Below are 15,508 nucleotides of genomic sequence, written 5' to 3'. Positions count from 1 at the left end.
AGTCTCGACGCCGCGAAACTCCTCACCCCGCAACGCTCCGACGGCGGACACCGCCGCTACTCCCGCTACCAACTCCGCATCGCCGCCCGCGCCCACGAACTCGTCGCCTCCGGTGCCCCTCTGGAGTCGGCGTGCCGCATCATCATCCTCGAAGACCAACTCACCGAAGCCCGACGCATCAACGCCGAACTTCGACACACCCAGCAGCAAACTCACGGGTCCGGTAACACGCCCGAACAACCCTGATTCCGAGTGTCGGCCCCTGCGTATTCACTGCGCCATGACCGCCGACGTGTACGGCGTGGGAGGATAGAGCCATCGAGATCGGGACTTCGATGTGAAACCCGGATCGAAGTGTAGGGAGTATTTGTATGGCACAGGGCATCGTGAAGTGGTTCAACGGCGAAAAGGGCTTTGGTTTCATCGCTCCCGACGACGGAACACCGGACGTGTTCGTTCACTTCTCCGAGATCTCCGGCAACGGCTACAAGTCGCTCGACGAGAACCAGCGTGTCGAGTTCGAGGTCGGCCAGGGCCAGAAGGGCCCCCAGGCCACCAATGTGCGCACCGTCTAGTTAAAGACCTCAAGTAGAGGGCCGCACCCGCCCGGGTGCGGCCCTCTACTGCATCACTACGTTTTTTCAGGACCACGACGAAGCACTACGACACAGAACCGTCACATCCCGGTGCGGGCCGAGAACACGACAGTTGGCCCCCCACAACAGGAACGCGACATGACCGAACCCACCCATCACATACACCCGGCCACCCCGCAAGTGCATTCACGCCGCCCACGCCAACCGCGGGCAACGATCACCAAAGCAAGAATCCTCGAAGCCGCTGCGCGATCCTTCGCCTACGACGGCTATGACGCCACCTCACTGAACGACCTCGTTGCTGCCTCGTCATCGACGAAGGGCGCAATCTATTTTCACTTCGACTCGAAAGAGGCGATAGCTCGAGAACTCCTCACACGCTGGTCGAGCGCGCTGCATCACGCGTACTCAGCCGCACAGAAATCACCGCAGCAGTCCGTCACCGACATCAGCTCATTCTTCCGGGACCTCGCGGCAAGCCTGGCAGCCAGTTCACTGGCACGAGCCGGTCTCCGACTCGCTGCCGAAACCGGAATCGACGGCGCCCGAGAAGCATTCACTAATTGGGTTGATATCACGAGTCTGCTCGTTGATGCTGCGATCGAAGCAGGAGAGCTCCCGGACAACTCTGTAACGCGTCAACTCGCGTGGAACCTGTGCGCAGGATTCCTCGGAACCGTCACCATCATCCGAGTCGTCGGAGACCCGGGCGACTTCACCACTCGGATGCAGAACCTTGCCGACATACATCTTTCGGCATGCACGAGCGCAAAGAGGAATTGAAGATCCGTAGCTGCCCGTGCCTGTGCTGTCAGGTTCGCTGCTCCTCGCCATCACAGCTATGTCGGCGCACCCGCCGAGGAATCCCCTGGTTTATGACAGCGTGAGTCGAGACCACCGGCACCGGCCACCTTCAACGAGACCGCGCAGAGAACATCACTCCTGAAAATAGTCAGGGTGGCAGCCACTGTGAGAACGTGCCTCAGCCGAACCCATCTGCGACTTACCGTAAAAAGCTGATCGATACCCATCTACCGAACCCTGGCCCGCACGACGACCACAAGGTAACGGAACAGTAATATATTCGAGTGCTCCTTCCTTGCCAGGTCCGGGCACTGGCTCATCGGTGCAGCACTCACACGCAATCCGATGAGCCACCAAAAACTGCAGGTCTGCGCCCATCAGCAGGGCCCCACGGACAGTACGTAGCTACCTCGCGGTGAACCTTCATAGACACGGGAGAAGCACATGAGTCCGAGACCCACCTGGCTCGCCGCCCGATCCGCCGAACTGCGAGCCGTACTCCTCGACCTCGGACTCACCCTTACCGACACCGAAGCCCGAAAGATCCTCGACGACAAACTCACCGAGTACGCGAGATTGATGCGGGTCACGCGCCAGACCGCGCAGAGGGACTTCACCGACGAACGTCTCCTCTCGTTCGCGCAATCGCTCGCACTGTCCCTCTCCGACGAAGCACCCGGCGCCGACCTCATCGAATTCGAACGCGATATCTCCATGCCCGTCGCCGCCATCGGCCTGAGCACCGCAGCACTGGCCGAAGCATTGAAAGTCGCCCACATCAACCTCGACGACAAAGAAGCAGTCGCCGGCCTTTCCCTGCTTTCGACCCTCGGCATGATCTGCGCCGACGCCACCGCCGTCCTCGTCCCGGTCCCACGTCCACTGCTGCTGCGGATCGCCCGCTACCTCGACGGTGCCGCAACATCGATCACCAAAGGTGCGAACCTGCCCGACGGACTCGACGAAACCAACCGGCAATATTTCGCCGACATCCTCACCGAAGACGCCAACGGCATCCGCGCCCTCGCCAACACCGACGATGGCGACATCCCCGCCCTGTGGCGCACCCCCAACCCCCACTGACCAGCACCGCCCGAACCGACGACGTGACCGCACCACCCGAGCATCCGACCCTTCCTTGCGCTCGTCGCGCGATGCACAACATGCAGGAGCTACCCGTGACCTCCCCCACCGAACACATCACCACCAAGCTCACGCAACTACCCATCGGCGACGACGCCGTCATGTGCCGGCTCCTACGCACAACCCTGCTCGCCCACGCCGACCAAGGCCGCGACATCACCGAACCCACCCTCCTCGGACTCCTCGCCATCACCGGCGCCCTCGAAGAACGTCTCACCCGACTCGAAGCCACGATCCACCCAACCCCGACACCATGACCTCGCATCGCGGCAACCGACGAAAACGAAGGCATGAATTGCTCGGCATGGCGGCAGAAACTGCCGTCGTTCTCGGCTGCATCGCCTCCGCCATCCTCGCCGTCTGGTGGGCAGCCTGAAAGAACCCTTCCTGTCGAAAGCACAAAGACCGTCGAAAGCACAAAGACCGCAGGATATTCGACACAAGTTCTCGACACCTCGACCTCAGAACGAACTGGGGGTACGCATCCTTCGCAGAAGTGTCGAAGACCGATTGAGATCAAGATCGATATTCGACACCCGCCGATCATTGCAGGTGGTTCTCGGAACTACGGGCGCCGGGGTTCGTCAGACATGCCCGAGACATATTGTGGCCCACAAGATTCCTCGCCATAAAGACGACGGGACGAACGGAACTATGTCCAGCTTCGCTTCGTGAATTGATCACCGGCGGTACCGCTTGATCGGCACGTGCAAGAAGCATCGTCTGCACTCCTACACGCGCGGGTCATCGCTGTGTGTGCGGCGCTTTCTTCAAAGTAATCGTCACTGCCCAGCTTTCCTTTTCTCCAAGGCCCCGAACCGGTTCCACGTCGACGGAAGCTGCGTCGACCAAGGCACGGACAACGAACCATCCGAAGAACGTCATATCTGAGTTGATCGGTGCGGTGGTGGCGGCAGCGAGGTGTACGCGTACACCAGTGCCCTCGACCGCGACTACACAGGTGAGGGCACTGCAAGGGACGCTGTGATCGAGAAGGATGCTGGCAGCTTCGTCGATAGCGAGAACAAGATCAGCCAGATCATCTGCCGGAAAGTCCTGGGCTGCAGCGACAGTGCGCACATGAGCGCGGACAACACCGAGTTGGTCAGGGGAAGCTGCAACGGACAGCGACTCGTCGATAATCATTTCTTCTCCATGACGATGCGCAGGTCGATCCAGCCAGGGGCGAGATGTCCGGGCTCTCGGTGCTCGCTCATGGCAATCCCGGCGCCAGCGTCGACCCGCAACGGCGACGCGTTCACGCAGTGACTCTCGTCGCCAGCCGTCATGGACATACACCTTTCGGGAGGATGTGTACGCCGACGCTCCCGGCACACAACATCGATACTTTTACGAGGCATTCGTAGCCACACCGGGAATGGATCGGTAAGCGCGGAAAATAATGAGAAAAGAAAAGCCGGACTGCTGGTCCAGGCCATGGGAGGCAGGACAAGTCCATTGCGGTCGCAAAAAATGTGCAACACAACAACCTGCAAAGTCGTTGGCAAAGTGACCCTCATACCGACCTGCAACGAGCGCTCACCCCTCCCTGCACCGCACCGCGGCGCACCGCACCGGCGACCCCGACTTTCCGGGCATCACTCGACGAGCACGCCACACTGCTGAACTGCACAAATGTGGAGTTGATCGCTATGTGGCGGTGCTCTGTGGTCGCTTGATGGCGCGGTCCGACGCGGTGACTGCAGCTTTGAGCGCGAGAGAACGGCACCGATGCAATCCGATTGCTGGGGAACCTCCGCTGGGTACCGCGCCATCCGCGATGTCGTGAAAACCTACAGCTTTCCGAGACACCAGCCCGACCCAATTCGGGCCGCAGCTCCCGCAGAATTTCGAGGCTTTCGTTGTCCGCAACAGAGTCGGAACGGGGACGCTGCCTTTGCCGCCATTTCGGATGAGCTCTGTCATCCGTTCGAATGAACTTAGGCGGAACCCCGGATCCAGTCCGTGCGCTTGATTACCATGGTTGGGCGGGGATTCGACACAAGAGGTCAACTCGGCACGGATAATGGGTCGCCGTGTTGTGTGCTCAATACGGACGACGTTCGAGACCTCCGACTTCACGGGAAAGTCGGAGGTCTTGAACGGCGCTATGCCTCTGTCGGTGCGACGATTTTCTCGCGCCGGTCCTGTCACGATGGTCCGGACTACCGCTGCGCAATCAGCATCATCTCCGACGACTGAGACACCGTCGGCGGTTATCGTCCTCGTTCGATTCCCAGGTGGCATCGTTTCCGCCTTCACCGGAACACATGCCTACGACCGTCGAAAACACCATGCCACGGCAGCAATCCGACATAGATTTTCGACACGAGTTCTCGACAGAACCAAACAAGTCTTACCTGCACAAACTCGATCACCAGCCGTGTGACGTAAACCGATCGATTTTCGACTGGTGGTAGCGGATTCTGGTTCCTTCGCAATCAACAATCCACAACGAGGCAAAGCGCAATCGCTGGGATAATCGGGGTGCAGCCGCCACTGGTTGAGAGCACCGTTTCCACAATTGATCTTCATCTCGACTCAAGCTGTCATAAACAGCCTTCGTTGGTACTTCACAGGATCACGGACAAGCTAACTCTTACCCTTGCTCTTACGAGCCTTCTTTCGAAGGAAATCAAGTGGTCGGCCGTCCGTTGTGTGCCATGCGATCCAGCCGTTGCTTGAGCTTCCGGTAGCTGCCACCGCTGCACCGGATGGTGACGGATACCGCCTGTTTTGGAACCGCAACGCACCGTCGGGCTCGACTGTGGCCTTGTGAGTGACGCCTTTCCGTGGCTGAGGCAGCTGGAGTAGCTGTCCGCCCTTGAGTAACCCGAGTTCGAGGAGGAGGTGCATATCTTCGTCGTAGTACGCCTTCTCCGTCATCTGATGAGATCTGGCTTGTGAAGGTCGTGCAGGCGGAGGGCGTGTATCGCCCGACGCAGAACCAGATCTCCCGTGTCGGCCGGAACCGATAGTCGGCATTCGTGGTTGTGCAGCTGGAGGGCCCTGAGATACAGAGGGTTCCCTCTCAATGGTCGTGTCGAAGATCGTTACCCCACAGAGCGCCATGAAGACCATGGCTTCTCTTGTGAAGGCATCGACCTCGTCTCGCACAGCCGCCCGAACTGGCTTAGGCGGAGTGGGATACGTTTCGACAACTTCCACCTGCCCATGGCGACGAGCTGCCTGGATGAGACGTAAGGCTACTTGGCGGGCGAATACCTGAGGAAATTCGGACTCTCGGCCGAGCACGAACATATGGGTCCACAGTTGATCTGAGGCGAAGGCACCCAGTTGGGCTACAGCCGGGCTGGCATGTGTGAGACGCACACGGAGTCTGCCGTTTTCGGCTGGACCCAGCATCACGACGGTGCTGATTCGGTTCAGCTCCTCGTCGAGCTCTCGCGCAATGTCAGCTTCAGATGAGGGAATTACGAGGAGATACCCGTCCCAGCCGGCACGGCTAACAACCCGAATACCGTGAGGATCTCCATTCCACAAGTGAACCTGAATAGTGCATCCCCGAGAGCGACTTCGCATGGCCGTTTACCTTAGTCGTGATCGTTGAGCTAATCGGGATCGGCAGTCCTGCTTGAACCTGATATGCAGCCATCAAGTGCCTCACATCAACCGGATTAAGAGAATCCTTCCGCCCTGATCAAGGTCGAGGAAATCACCAGCGCCGACAAACAACGATGCCAGCTTTCCCGCAGCGTCGTCGGATCCTGTCCTATCTAACTACAGCTTTCCGAGACATGGCGAGATCACGGAGGTCATCAGAAAGTATCGAGGCGCACCCATCTCTGACCCGAAAAAGCCGAGTATCCGAGCTCTGGCTACTCAAAGTACCGAGTGTTCAAATGTTTCAACTGGCGACCCGGTAGCGTCTCTTGTACTGGGGGTTCATCGTCCACCAGTGGCAATAAGGACTGCGTCACACTGGCGCAGCGAGGGAGGAGTTCGCGGCAGTGCGAAAGAGCGTGGAACGACAGATTTGCAGCCTACGATGAGTGGGACAATCGCTCAGCCGATCCTCAACAACCCGTACGAGATTCCGAGCAGGCACCACGAACTCGGTCAGCAAGGCCCAACCGGCACAATCGTTGATGGACGCAGACCTTCGGAATCGTTCGTTCCGATTGCCAAGGCGAAGAAGGGTTCCACGCCCGCAGCGGCGATGTCAGTCCCTGCCGCTGAGCAGCAGTCCCTCGATCTCGACATCACGCGCGAACGCCGTGAAACCAACGATCTGATCAACTCTTTGCGCCGCGAGGTGGGATTATGGCGGATGCGTGGCTATCCGACCGTCACGCCATACACTCGCAAACTCCTCGAACACTGGTCCAACCCGGACAAAGAGAACCGCGTGCTTTTCGCCCAACGAGAGGCCGCCGAGACAGCGATCTACCTTGCTGAGGTTGCGGGCCGAGCAGGCAATACCGACTGGCGTACTCGCATGGATGCGATCAACGCAGAGCACAATCAGGATCTGCCACGAATCGCACTCAAGATGGCGACCGGTGCCGGCAAGACTGTTGTCATGGGCATGCTCATCGCCTGGAACACCATCAACAAAGTGCATTCGCCTCGCGACGGACGCTTCTCCAAGCGGTTCCTGATTGTGGCGCCAGGCGTTACGATCCGTGATCGGTTGCAGGTACTGCAACCCGCAGTTCCGGACAATTACTACGACGAACGCGATCTTGTCCCGCCTGACCTGCAGCATGCCCTCGGACAAGCTGAAATCAAGATCATCAATTACCATCAATTACAGCTTCGTTTAGTCAATGAAGCCAAGGGGATTGCCAAAAATACTCGAAAACTGCTCAACGTCGGTAAGTCCGTCGACCCGTTCACCGAAACCCCAGAGCAGATGGTCTCGCGTGTGCTGCGTGGCTTCACAGGTAAAGGAAAGCTTTCTGAGATCGTCGTGTTCAACGACGAGGCACACCATTGCTACGTAGATCGCGCCACCGATGAGGCCGCGGCCGAGGTGAAAAAACTTTCCACCATCGAGAAGACTGAGGTGAAGGAAGCCACCGAAGCGGCTCGAATGTGGTTTCGCGGCTTGCACTCGATTGCTAAAAAAGTTGGCATCAAGACGGTCTATGACCTGTCCGCCACACCGTTTTACCTAACCGGATCCGGGTGGCCGGAAGGATTCATCTTCCCATGGGTTGCGTCTGATTTTTCCTTGATGGACGCCATCGAATCGGGTCTTGTCAAGGTGCCGCGCACCCCAGTCAACGACGACGCTGCCAGCGCTACTGTGGCGTATCTGAACCTGTGGGACAACATCGATCCGAAGCTACCCGCCAGGAATACTGACAAGACAATTAACCCGGATACTTGGATGCCGCCACCGGTGGTCCAAGGTGCGCTCGAGTCGCTGTACGCGGACTATGAGAAGGCATACGCGCTCTGGGAAGAACAACTCCGCGACCTCGGTGAACCGCCCCCAGTCTTCATCGTAGTGTGCTCGAACACCTTGGTCTCGAAGCTGGTTTACCAGTGGGTCGCCGGCGTAATTTCCCTTTCCGAGGACGAGGACGGCCGCGACCATTACAAGTCGGGCAACCTGCCGCTGTTCGCGAATGGGATTGGTGATCGACCCTATGCACGACCGCTTTCACTGCTAATCGACTCGAAGGCCATCGAGTCCGGCGAATCATTCACCAGCGATTTCGCACAGACCGCGGCCGCAGAGATCGAGGCCTTCAAAGCTGACTATCGCATCCGCTACCCAGGTGCGGATGCCGACTCGATCACCAATGAGGATCTGCTACGCGAAGTGCTTAACACCGTCGGCAAGCGCGGCAAGCTCGGTGCCGACGTTCGCTGCGTAGTTTCGGTATCGATGCTTACCGAGGGATGGGACGCCAACAACGTCACCCATATCCTCGGTATCCGTGCGTTCCGCTCCCAACTTCTGTGTGAGCAAGTGGTGGGCCGAGGCTTGCGCCGTCGTTCCTATGCACTCAACGACCAAGGGATGTTCGATCCCGAGTACGCCAACGTTTACGGAATCCCGTTCGCATTCATTCCCTCTGATGGCACCGTCGTAGACACACCACCGTCCCCTCCCGCTGTCGAGGTCTACACAAAAGTGGAGCGGGAAAGCATGAAGATCGTGTTTCCGCATGTACAGGGCTACCGGATCGAACAGCCGGACCTGCCGCCGACGATCGACATCACGACCGCCCGCAACTACCTGCTGTCTGCATCCAATGTTCCTACCTGGACCGAAACCTCCGGGCTGGTAGGCGAATCGGTCGTCATCGAAGGAAGAAACATGCGCGGCATCCGTGAACAAACGGTCGCATACAAACTTGCTGAAACTCTGATCGCCCGTCAACTGACGGCAGACGACAACTCCCGCCGACCATGGTTGTTCGGTGACATATCCAAGCTCTGCCGAACCTGGCTACGCGAGTGCGTCACCATCGAAGCTGGCCGCCACATCGGTGAAATCATGCAAACCACCGAACGTCTCGTCGAGGCCTCCGAGTACATCTACCAAGCACTCACCGAACAAGACGAAGAGAAGCGCATCACCTGGCTTCGCCCTGTATTGCGGGAGTTTCGGCCAATCGGTTCCACCGACAACGTGTACTTTCAGACCCGTAAACCCGTGATCGACACTGAGCGATCACCGATCTCCCACGTGGTCCTAGACCCAGCACGCGCAGGCGGTGTCAACCAGTGGGAGAAAACCATTGCCGAGACACTTGAGGACATGGCTGAGCTGGTGGCGTCATACGTAAAAAACGACCACCTTGGGTTCACAATCCCTTACGTCCATAAAGGCAAAGCAGCCGAGTACCACCCGGACTTTCTCGTGAAGCTGGTCGAACGCGACGGCGACCCGCACACTCGAACCCTCATCGTCGAAGTTTCCGGAGGTCAGAAGCCCGCCGGCCCGACGTTGGCCAAGGCGGAAACGGCACGTAACACCTGGATCCCCGCGGTTAACAATCACGGTGGACTCGGCAGATGGGGCTATCTCGAGATTCGATCCATGAGCGGCGCGCGTCATGCACTTACCGAAGCGATCCGACACCTCAACAACGATCTTCCGATCCCCGCAGACCTGTCAACACCCGACCAGCTAACCCTCTGAAACGGAGCCCCCGAGAATGAACGCACGCAAGGCTCCCGTACCCAAAGGCCCAACACCGGTCGAACGGATTGAACATGGCGACAAGCGCACCAATCTGCCCACGGCAGACGCTCACGCATTCGTGACACCCGAGATCGAAGCACCGAGGGTAGTGCTCTATCCCCGTGACACATCACTGGATCCTCAACTGGTGTGGAAGGGCAAAGACGCCCAAGATGCCCAAGACCTCAAAGTCGACGCCCCGCCGATCTTCATCCAGGAGAAGATCGACCCCCGAGTGCTGATCGAAAATCTCCGTAAAACTGCCAAGGCTGACGAACTCGAACCCGAGATAGCCATGTTCGATGTATTCGATGGACTCGACGAATACGACTCCGTCGACTTTTACCGCCACTCGGCCAACTGGTCAAACCGGATGATCTTGGGCGATTCACTGCAGGTCATGGGATCACTTGCCGAACGAGAGAGCCTTCGCGGACAAGTTCAAATGGTCTATCTCGATCCTCCTTATGGAATCAAGTTCGGATCCAACTTCCAAACTGCTGCGAGTGATCGCACTGTCAAAGATGGCAAGATCGAGCACATTACTCGCGATGTCGAGATGATCAAGGCATTTCGCGACACTTGGGAATATGGCATCAACTCATACCTCGCCTACCTGCGAGACAGACTGGTCGCCGCACACGATCTCCTCGCAGCCTCCGGATCAATATTTGTGCAGATCAGCGAGGAGAACCTGCACCTTGTCCGCAGCCTGCTTGATGAGGTTTTCGGAGCCGAGAACTACTATTCGACGATCGTCGTTCAGAAGACAACAGGTGCGGGAAGTCCTGGAGAACTAAAAAGCATTCCCAGCGTCGTTGACTATGTGCTCTGGTATGCAAAGAGCAAAGATCGAGTCAAGTATCGCGCGCTATGGAAAGAGAAAAAAGCAGGGCAAGAAGGGGGAAGCCTCTACACCAGCGTGAGATTGGCGGACGGGACAACTCGGCCACTCTTGAAAGAGGAAAAGCGCGGCCAACCAGTACCAGATGGCGCACGTATCTTCGGCGTAGACAACCTGACGTCGACTTCTGGAGTCGATAAGACTCGTTACCCCGTGACCGTGAACGGCCGAACGTACCGTCCCCATCCCGGGGTCTGGAAGACCAGTGAAGAAGGTATGCAGCGACTACTTCTCGCTGAGCGCGTACATGCGGGCAGCGGAAAAAACCTGGGCTACATTCGCTACCTTGACGACTTTCCCGCCTATCCGCTGGTCAATGTCTGGACCGATACCGTTGGCCAGAACCAGTTCGGTGGCGACAAGGTCTACGTCGTCCAGACCGCGAACAAAGTGATCGAACGCTGCATTCTTATGAGCACTGATCCTGGTGACTTGGTTCTGGACCCTACCTGCGGGTCCGGGACCACAGCCACGGTTGCTGAGCAGTATGGACGCCGCTGGATAACAATTGACACCTCACGAGTAGCAATTGCACTTGCACGTCAGCGGCTGATGGCATCAAAGTATCCGTACTACATTCTCGCGGACTCGGATGCGGGTCGCCGCAAAGAGTGGGATCTATCCGCGCACCCGGCATCAAGCGGGCTTGCAACCAACGATATCCGTCACGGATTCGTATACGCACGGGTTCCTCATGTGATGCTTCGTTCTATAGCCAATAACCCTGACGTTGTAGAGGGGATGGCTAGAGACGAGATCGATAAGGCGATATCGCGACACGCTGACCAGGAGTTGCTGTATGACCGACCTTATGAAGATCCTCGCCGAGTTCGCGTGGCGGGACGATTCACGGTCGAGTCGTTATCACCGCATCGGGCTGCTTCCTTCAACGGTGTAGAGGATACGAGCGGGGAACAGCGTGCCAGCCTGAATCAGCAGTACGAACTCGGTGATGACGTTTCCAATGATGAATCATTCGAACAGATGATTCTCTCGAATCTGTCCGCGTCAGGGATCCAAAATGGCCGAAAGTCAGAGCGTATGGAGCTTGAGGCTCTAGAACCTTACGCAGGACAGTTCGTACAGGCAGTAGCAACGCAGAGCGCCGAGTCTGGTGAGGCACCTCTGCGGGTCGGGTTGGCGATAGGTCCGCAGTATGGGACGGTTTCACCGCGGTTCGTGAAAGATGCTGCCCGCGAGGCGATCACAGCCGGCGATATCGATGTCCTCGCAGTACTCGCGTTTGCATTCGATCCAGCTGCAAGCGGTGTCAAGACAGTAGACGGTGGTGGCGACCTGGAGAAGACTGACGACTTCGCGGAAGTAGCAGCCTCACGGAACCTGGGCCGGTTGCCTGTTCTGTTCGTGCGAATGAATGCCGACCTGCTTATGGGTGACGAACTCAAAAAAACCGGCGCCGGGAACTTGTTCATGGTGTTCGGCGAGCCGGACATCGAACTGAACGTCGATGGTGACACCGTGATAGTAGACCTGCTCGGCGTCGATGTCTACGACCCAAACACAGGGAAAGTTCGCACCCATGATACTTCGCAGATTGCCTTGTGGATGATCGACAGCGACTACAACTCGGAGTCATTTTTCGTCCGGCATTGCTACTTCACCGGCGGGAGCAAGCCCTATGAACAGCTGCAACGGTCACTTAAAGCTGATATCGACGCGGATGCGTGGGATTCACTGTACTCCACGACGTCACGACCGTTCCCGAAGCCCAGTACTGGACGAATCGCAGTGAAGGTGATCAACGACTATGGCGACGAAGTCATGAAGATCTTCGAAGTCGAGTAGTACACCTAGAGAGAGTGACGGGCAGCTCCACTTTCGGTGGAGTTGCCTTATCTCTATCAGTCACCTTCGTCAGTCGCATTTCGATCTTGATCGGGTGTGTCAGTTTCAGAAGACTGCTGCATTAAGTCAGAATTACTGTGCACGAACATGCACTGTGTTTCGACGAGTCGATGCTAATGCCAGGCTGTTGCCTTCTCCATCGCGCGGCTCGTTCGAAGGTTCTTAATGAATGCCCGCCAATCGTGGATGGTGCGGGGCCTCCACGTTCCCAGCTCCGGGATCGGCGGATAATAGTCACGCCCGTTCAGCCCGAATGGGACGTACTCTCTCGAAATGTACTGTAATTGTACGGTTTTCTCCCGGGCGCTTGGTGACCGGTCCTGCACAGGTGGATGGATCCGCAAATCCGGCTCTAGCTCGAACCTCTTTATCTGCAAATCATTGGGAATGAAAGGCCCGAGTTTCAGTATCGGACGACGTTACGATTCAGTGAGTTCATAGCCCGCTTCGAACTCGTATTGGCTGCACTCCCACGACCACTGACGACACTGTTTTGTGAATTCCAGTCGTTCTCGGGGGTTCCGAAGGAACTGGACATACGTGGTGCCGGTGGCACGGAGAACAAGTGCCAGAATGTACCGGTCTTTTGAGTCTCTCGCGAAGGAGTCTTCGTTGGGAGTCAACGAGAACGGCTGACCTGCGTAATTGATCGACTTCACTTCGACAAAATACTGTAGCGAATCGTGCGTCGCGAGAAGGTCATAGCCAAGGTTTTGTCGACTATGGTCCTCGGCCACGTAACCCAGATCAGTAAGGAGTCCCAAGACACAGAGCTCGGCGGAACGCCAGGCTGAAGCATTTCGGGTCGTTGCGATTCGGATTCTTGGAGGAAGCGAGACATCGTGAATGTGCTGAAGCGGATCGCCTAGTGGTTCGGGACTTACTGTGACGGTATCCGCGAATTCAGCAGGATCAGGAGATACGATATTCCCTTCGACACAGCTCATCCCGAGCGCCTTTCTTAGTCCATCACTTTCCATGTATCTTCTGAGCCGGCGCAGGATGGAATCGGCGTCAGTTCCACTACGCGTCAGGGACTCCAGGAAATCGGTCGATACTTTTTGATTGGACGAAACTATTTCGATCAATTCTTTCGGTCCGTCTTCAGTGAACCAAACTTTCGAGGAAATTAACTCTTCGATAGAAACACCGATTGGTACAACACTCTTGATAACATGGCCGATAATTTCAGCGCATCCGACACTTGTCATCGAGCCGGATACCGCCGACATAAGCAATTCTTTAACTGACACGGTCGTCACTCCGGCAAATTTCGCAACCTTGACGGATGGTGATGACTCGGTTGCGGACTGCGAAATCAATCGACACCCTTCTGGGTAATTCAATATTTTCGCGGAATCATTTTCGTTGAACCAAACAGGCGCGAGGCTAAAAATATGACGGAGCGGACGAAGTCGTTCGGAAACATTATTTAGGAGTTCCGATCTAAAATTACGTTTCTGAAATTTTAATGCAGTATCATCTACATTTGGCGACAGACACGCGAGAATGTCGGAATTTTCACTCCCTGATGACTCCATTGCCGCCAGAACTCGATCACTGATCGCAGCAGCGATTAAGTCGATTTGAATTGCAGTATGAGAGTCAAGATTTATTCGAGTTCGCGATGGATCGGTACTAAAATCACCGTTTATTCTAATTCCGAATCCCGACTGCTCCAAGGTTGGCAGATAGGCGTGTACGATTGATTCACTTGCACGGAGGGGGACAACGCGCTTTCCATTCATTGAGAATGCGAGAGAAACCTCTCCGAGCCGCTCAACTTTCCATTTCCCAGTGCCGTTTGGCGCTGAAATATTGAGGATCGTTAATTCGTCATTTATGGGCTGGCGGCGACACTGAAATTGAAACTCCGAGGACCCCTGGATAGAAACTGAAGAAACATGATTCAAGAACAGGAGATAGTCGGAGTCAAATCGTGCAAATTCCTCGTCCACCTGATCCTGATTGAGCCCCTCCATGATGAATACGGTCGAAAAACCCGATTCAATTAATTGCTGTGCGACAGCCATTTGGTCTGATTTGGAGTCTATCGCTAGCGGATGCGGGATTCGAATTAATGGCACTGGCGCGGACCCGCCGATGAGGCTTTTTGTGAGTTCCCGAGAGAAGGTTGCTCGCAACTGGCTACTTATTAAGTGGACTCGATCGGCAACCCCTACTACCGACTTAAACCCAATGCCGCGATAGCCAATGCCTTGTCCTCGCGACTTACTCGACGAGGAACTTCTACACAATGCACGAAAGTCAGCGAGATCAAATGGCCGACCCACATTAGCACAGATTACCCAATTGTCACCGCGCTTAAAGACAACTCGGTTCGCGCCCGCATCGTCGGCATTCTGCAGCAGTTCGATGAAAGTTCGGGTCGAATACGACTCGGCAACATACCGTTCAAGACCAGCCATGTCCGAAAGCAGTTGCGGGGACCCTGTCGCCTCGACGAGAAGTTCTTGACGCACGGTTTCGAGTATAGTCACGAAATGCAATCCTTAATTTCTACGAAACAGTTGGATAAATTCGAATTTTTGATGGCGGTTCATCACAATCAAGACGTTGACTACAGGATTGAAATCCTATAAACCCAGCTTTGCTGACATAAGCATATTTTGTAGCAACCAACTGGCCATTTCGATTATAGACTGAAATATTAACCTCCAGCGAATCATCAATTTTTCCCGACGCTGCAATCAAGTCAAAGTTTACCAATAATTCACTGGAGTAACCGTCATTTTTGTAGACAGCATATAAAGCTTCTAATTCGATACCCAACCTATCTTCTAGTGCGTCCATTCGTTCAATGCGATCTGTTAGTTCAATGCTGATATCTTTTGCCATTGTTATCTCTCCATTCAGCGTTGGTCGGGTGCAATTTTGCTATTGATGCGGACTGGAGACTTCTCCCTCACGGAAACTACTACAGGGGTGGACAAGCTGTTGTGGGTATGGACGTTGCTGACGCTGGATTGAAGTAGACGGGCTGGCCCTTCGCGGCAGGATGGAAGTTGC

At 56.1% G+C, this 15,508-nt stretch carries 13 protein-coding genes; 8 read left to right on the top strand and 5 right to left on the bottom strand.

All coding sequences use genetic code 11. The features are described 5' to 3' along the window. The 6 genes from V2B23_RS29805 to V2B23_RS29780 all read left to right on the top strand — a co-directional run. On the top strand, positions 1–246 hold a 246-nt coding region (locus V2B23_RS29805), incomplete at its 5' end, for a MerR family transcriptional regulator (protein ID WP_430953550.1). A gap of 125 nt (positions 247–371) precedes the next feature. Next, positions 372–575 carry a cold-shock protein gene (locus V2B23_RS29800; protein WP_072782779.1) on the top strand — a complete coding sequence of 68 codons (204 nt, stop codon included), beginning with the start codon at positions 372–374 and terminating at the stop codon, positions 573–575. Between the two features lie 159 nt (positions 576–734). Beyond that, positions 735–1,379 carry a TetR family transcriptional regulator gene (locus V2B23_RS29795; RefSeq protein ID WP_430953549.1) on the top strand — a complete coding sequence of 215 codons (645 nt, stop codon included), beginning with the start codon at positions 735–737 and terminating at the stop codon, positions 1,377–1,379. A 465-nt stretch (positions 1,380–1,844) separates the two neighbouring features. Beyond that, the gene (locus V2B23_RS29790; protein ID WP_430953548.1) at positions 1,845–2,483 is read left to right on the top strand and encodes a hypothetical protein; all 639 of its coding nucleotides are present in this window, start codon (positions 1,845–1,847) and stop codon (positions 2,481–2,483) included. Between the two features lie 95 nt (positions 2,484–2,578). Then, positions 2,579–2,800 (top strand): hypothetical protein, encoded by a 222-nt coding sequence (locus V2B23_RS29785; RefSeq protein WP_430953547.1) that lies wholly within the window; start codon positions 2,579–2,581, stop codon positions 2,798–2,800. Further along, complete coding sequence (locus V2B23_RS29780; RefSeq protein ID WP_430953546.1) at positions 2,797–2,919, top strand: hypothetical protein; 123 nt, start codon at positions 2,797–2,799, stop codon at positions 2,917–2,919. The genes V2B23_RS29785 and V2B23_RS29780 overlap by 4 nt, the downstream gene beginning before the upstream one ends. Positions 2,920–3,287: 368 nt before the next feature. Here the strand turns inward: V2B23_RS29780 and V2B23_RS29775 are convergent, their stop codons facing one another. The 3 genes from V2B23_RS29775 to V2B23_RS29765 all read right to left on the bottom strand — a co-directional run bounded on the left by V2B23_RS29775 (position 3,288) and on the right by V2B23_RS29765 (position 5,429). Then, positions 3,288–3,689 (bottom strand): ATP-binding protein, encoded by a 402-nt coding sequence (locus tag V2B23_RS29775; RefSeq protein ID WP_430953545.1) that lies wholly within the window; start codon positions 3,687–3,689, stop codon positions 3,288–3,290. Then, the gene (locus V2B23_RS29770; RefSeq protein ID WP_430953544.1) at positions 3,686–3,832 is read right to left on the bottom strand and encodes a hypothetical protein; all 147 of its coding nucleotides are present in this window, start codon (positions 3,830–3,832) and stop codon (positions 3,686–3,688) included. Before V2B23_RS29770 ends, V2B23_RS29775 begins: the two co-directional genes overlap by 4 nt. A 1,303-nt stretch (positions 3,833–5,135) precedes the next feature. After that, positions 5,136–5,429: a DUF4357 domain-containing protein gene (locus V2B23_RS29765; RefSeq protein ID WP_430953543.1), complete on the bottom strand. Its 294-nt coding sequence runs from the start codon at positions 5,427–5,429 to the stop codon at positions 5,136–5,138. Between the two features lie 1,123 nt (positions 5,430–6,552). Here V2B23_RS29765 and V2B23_RS29760 point away from each other — a divergent pair. Together V2B23_RS29760 and V2B23_RS29755 are read left to right on the top strand one after the other, a co-directional pair. Continuing rightward, on the top strand, positions 6,553–9,666 hold the full coding sequence (locus V2B23_RS29760; RefSeq protein WP_430953542.1) for a BPTD_3080 family restriction endonuclease: 3,114 nt from the start codon (positions 6,553–6,555) through the stop codon (positions 9,664–9,666). Between the two features lie 16 nt (positions 9,667–9,682). Further along, positions 9,683–12,418, top strand: a complete 2,736-nt coding sequence (locus tag V2B23_RS29755; protein WP_430953541.1) for a site-specific DNA-methyltransferase — start codon at positions 9,683–9,685, stop codon at positions 12,416–12,418. A gap of 479 nt (positions 12,419–12,897) precedes the next feature. On the opposite strand, the gene V2B23_RS29750 is transcribed toward V2B23_RS29755, so the two are convergent. Then, positions 12,898–14,979, bottom strand: a complete 2,082-nt coding sequence (locus tag V2B23_RS29750) for a DUF3883 domain-containing protein (protein WP_430953540.1) — start codon at positions 14,977–14,979, stop codon at positions 12,898–12,900. 19 nt (positions 14,980–14,998) lie between these two features. Continuing rightward, positions 14,999–15,337 carry a hypothetical protein gene (locus tag V2B23_RS29745; protein ID WP_430953539.1) on the bottom strand — a complete coding sequence of 113 codons (339 nt, stop codon included), beginning with the start codon at positions 15,335–15,337 and terminating at the stop codon, positions 14,999–15,001. Positions 15,338–15,508 lie beyond the last annotated feature (171 nt).

This window comes from Rhodococcus sp. 24CO, assembly GCF_050586165.1.
Taxonomy (GTDB): domain Bacteria; phylum Actinomycetota; class Actinomycetes; order Mycobacteriales; family Mycobacteriaceae; genus Rhodococcus_F.
Note: the sequence above shows the minus strand (reverse complement) of the source record. Positions and strands in the feature narration are given on the sequence as shown.

Bases quoted from the DNA above. Each gene is read 5' to 3' on its own strand.
- V2B23_RS29800 (WP_072782779.1), top strand. From the start codon at position 372: ATGGCACAGGGCATCGTGAAGTGGTTCAACGGCGAAAAGGGCTTTGGT.
- V2B23_RS29795 (WP_430953549.1), top strand. From the start codon at position 735: ATGACCGAACCCACCCATCACATACACCCGGCCACCCCGCAAGTGCAT.
- V2B23_RS29790 (WP_430953548.1), top strand. From the start codon at position 1,845: ATGAGTCCGAGACCCACCTGGCTCGCCGCCCGATCCGCCGAACTGCGA.
- V2B23_RS29780 (WP_430953546.1), top strand. From the start codon at position 2,797: ATGACCTCGCATCGCGGCAACCGACGAAAACGAAGGCATGAATTGCTC.
- V2B23_RS29775 (WP_430953545.1), bottom strand. From the start codon at position 3,689: ATGATTATCGACGAGTCGCTGTCCGTTGCAGCTTCCCCTGACCAACTC.
- V2B23_RS29770 (WP_430953544.1), bottom strand. From the start codon at position 3,832: ATGACGGCTGGCGACGAGAGTCACTGCGTGAACGCGTCGCCGTTGCGG.
- V2B23_RS29765 (WP_430953543.1), bottom strand. From the start codon at position 5,429: ATGACGGAGAAGGCGTACTACGACGAAGATATGCACCTCCTCCTCGAA.
- V2B23_RS29760 (WP_430953542.1), top strand. From the start codon at position 6,553: ATGAGTGGGACAATCGCTCAGCCGATCCTCAACAACCCGTACGAGATT.
- V2B23_RS29755 (WP_430953541.1), top strand. From the start codon at position 9,683: ATGAACGCACGCAAGGCTCCCGTACCCAAAGGCCCAACACCGGTCGAA.
- V2B23_RS29745 (WP_430953539.1), bottom strand. From the start codon at position 15,337: ATGGCAAAAGATATCAGCATTGAACTAACAGATCGCATTGAACGAATG.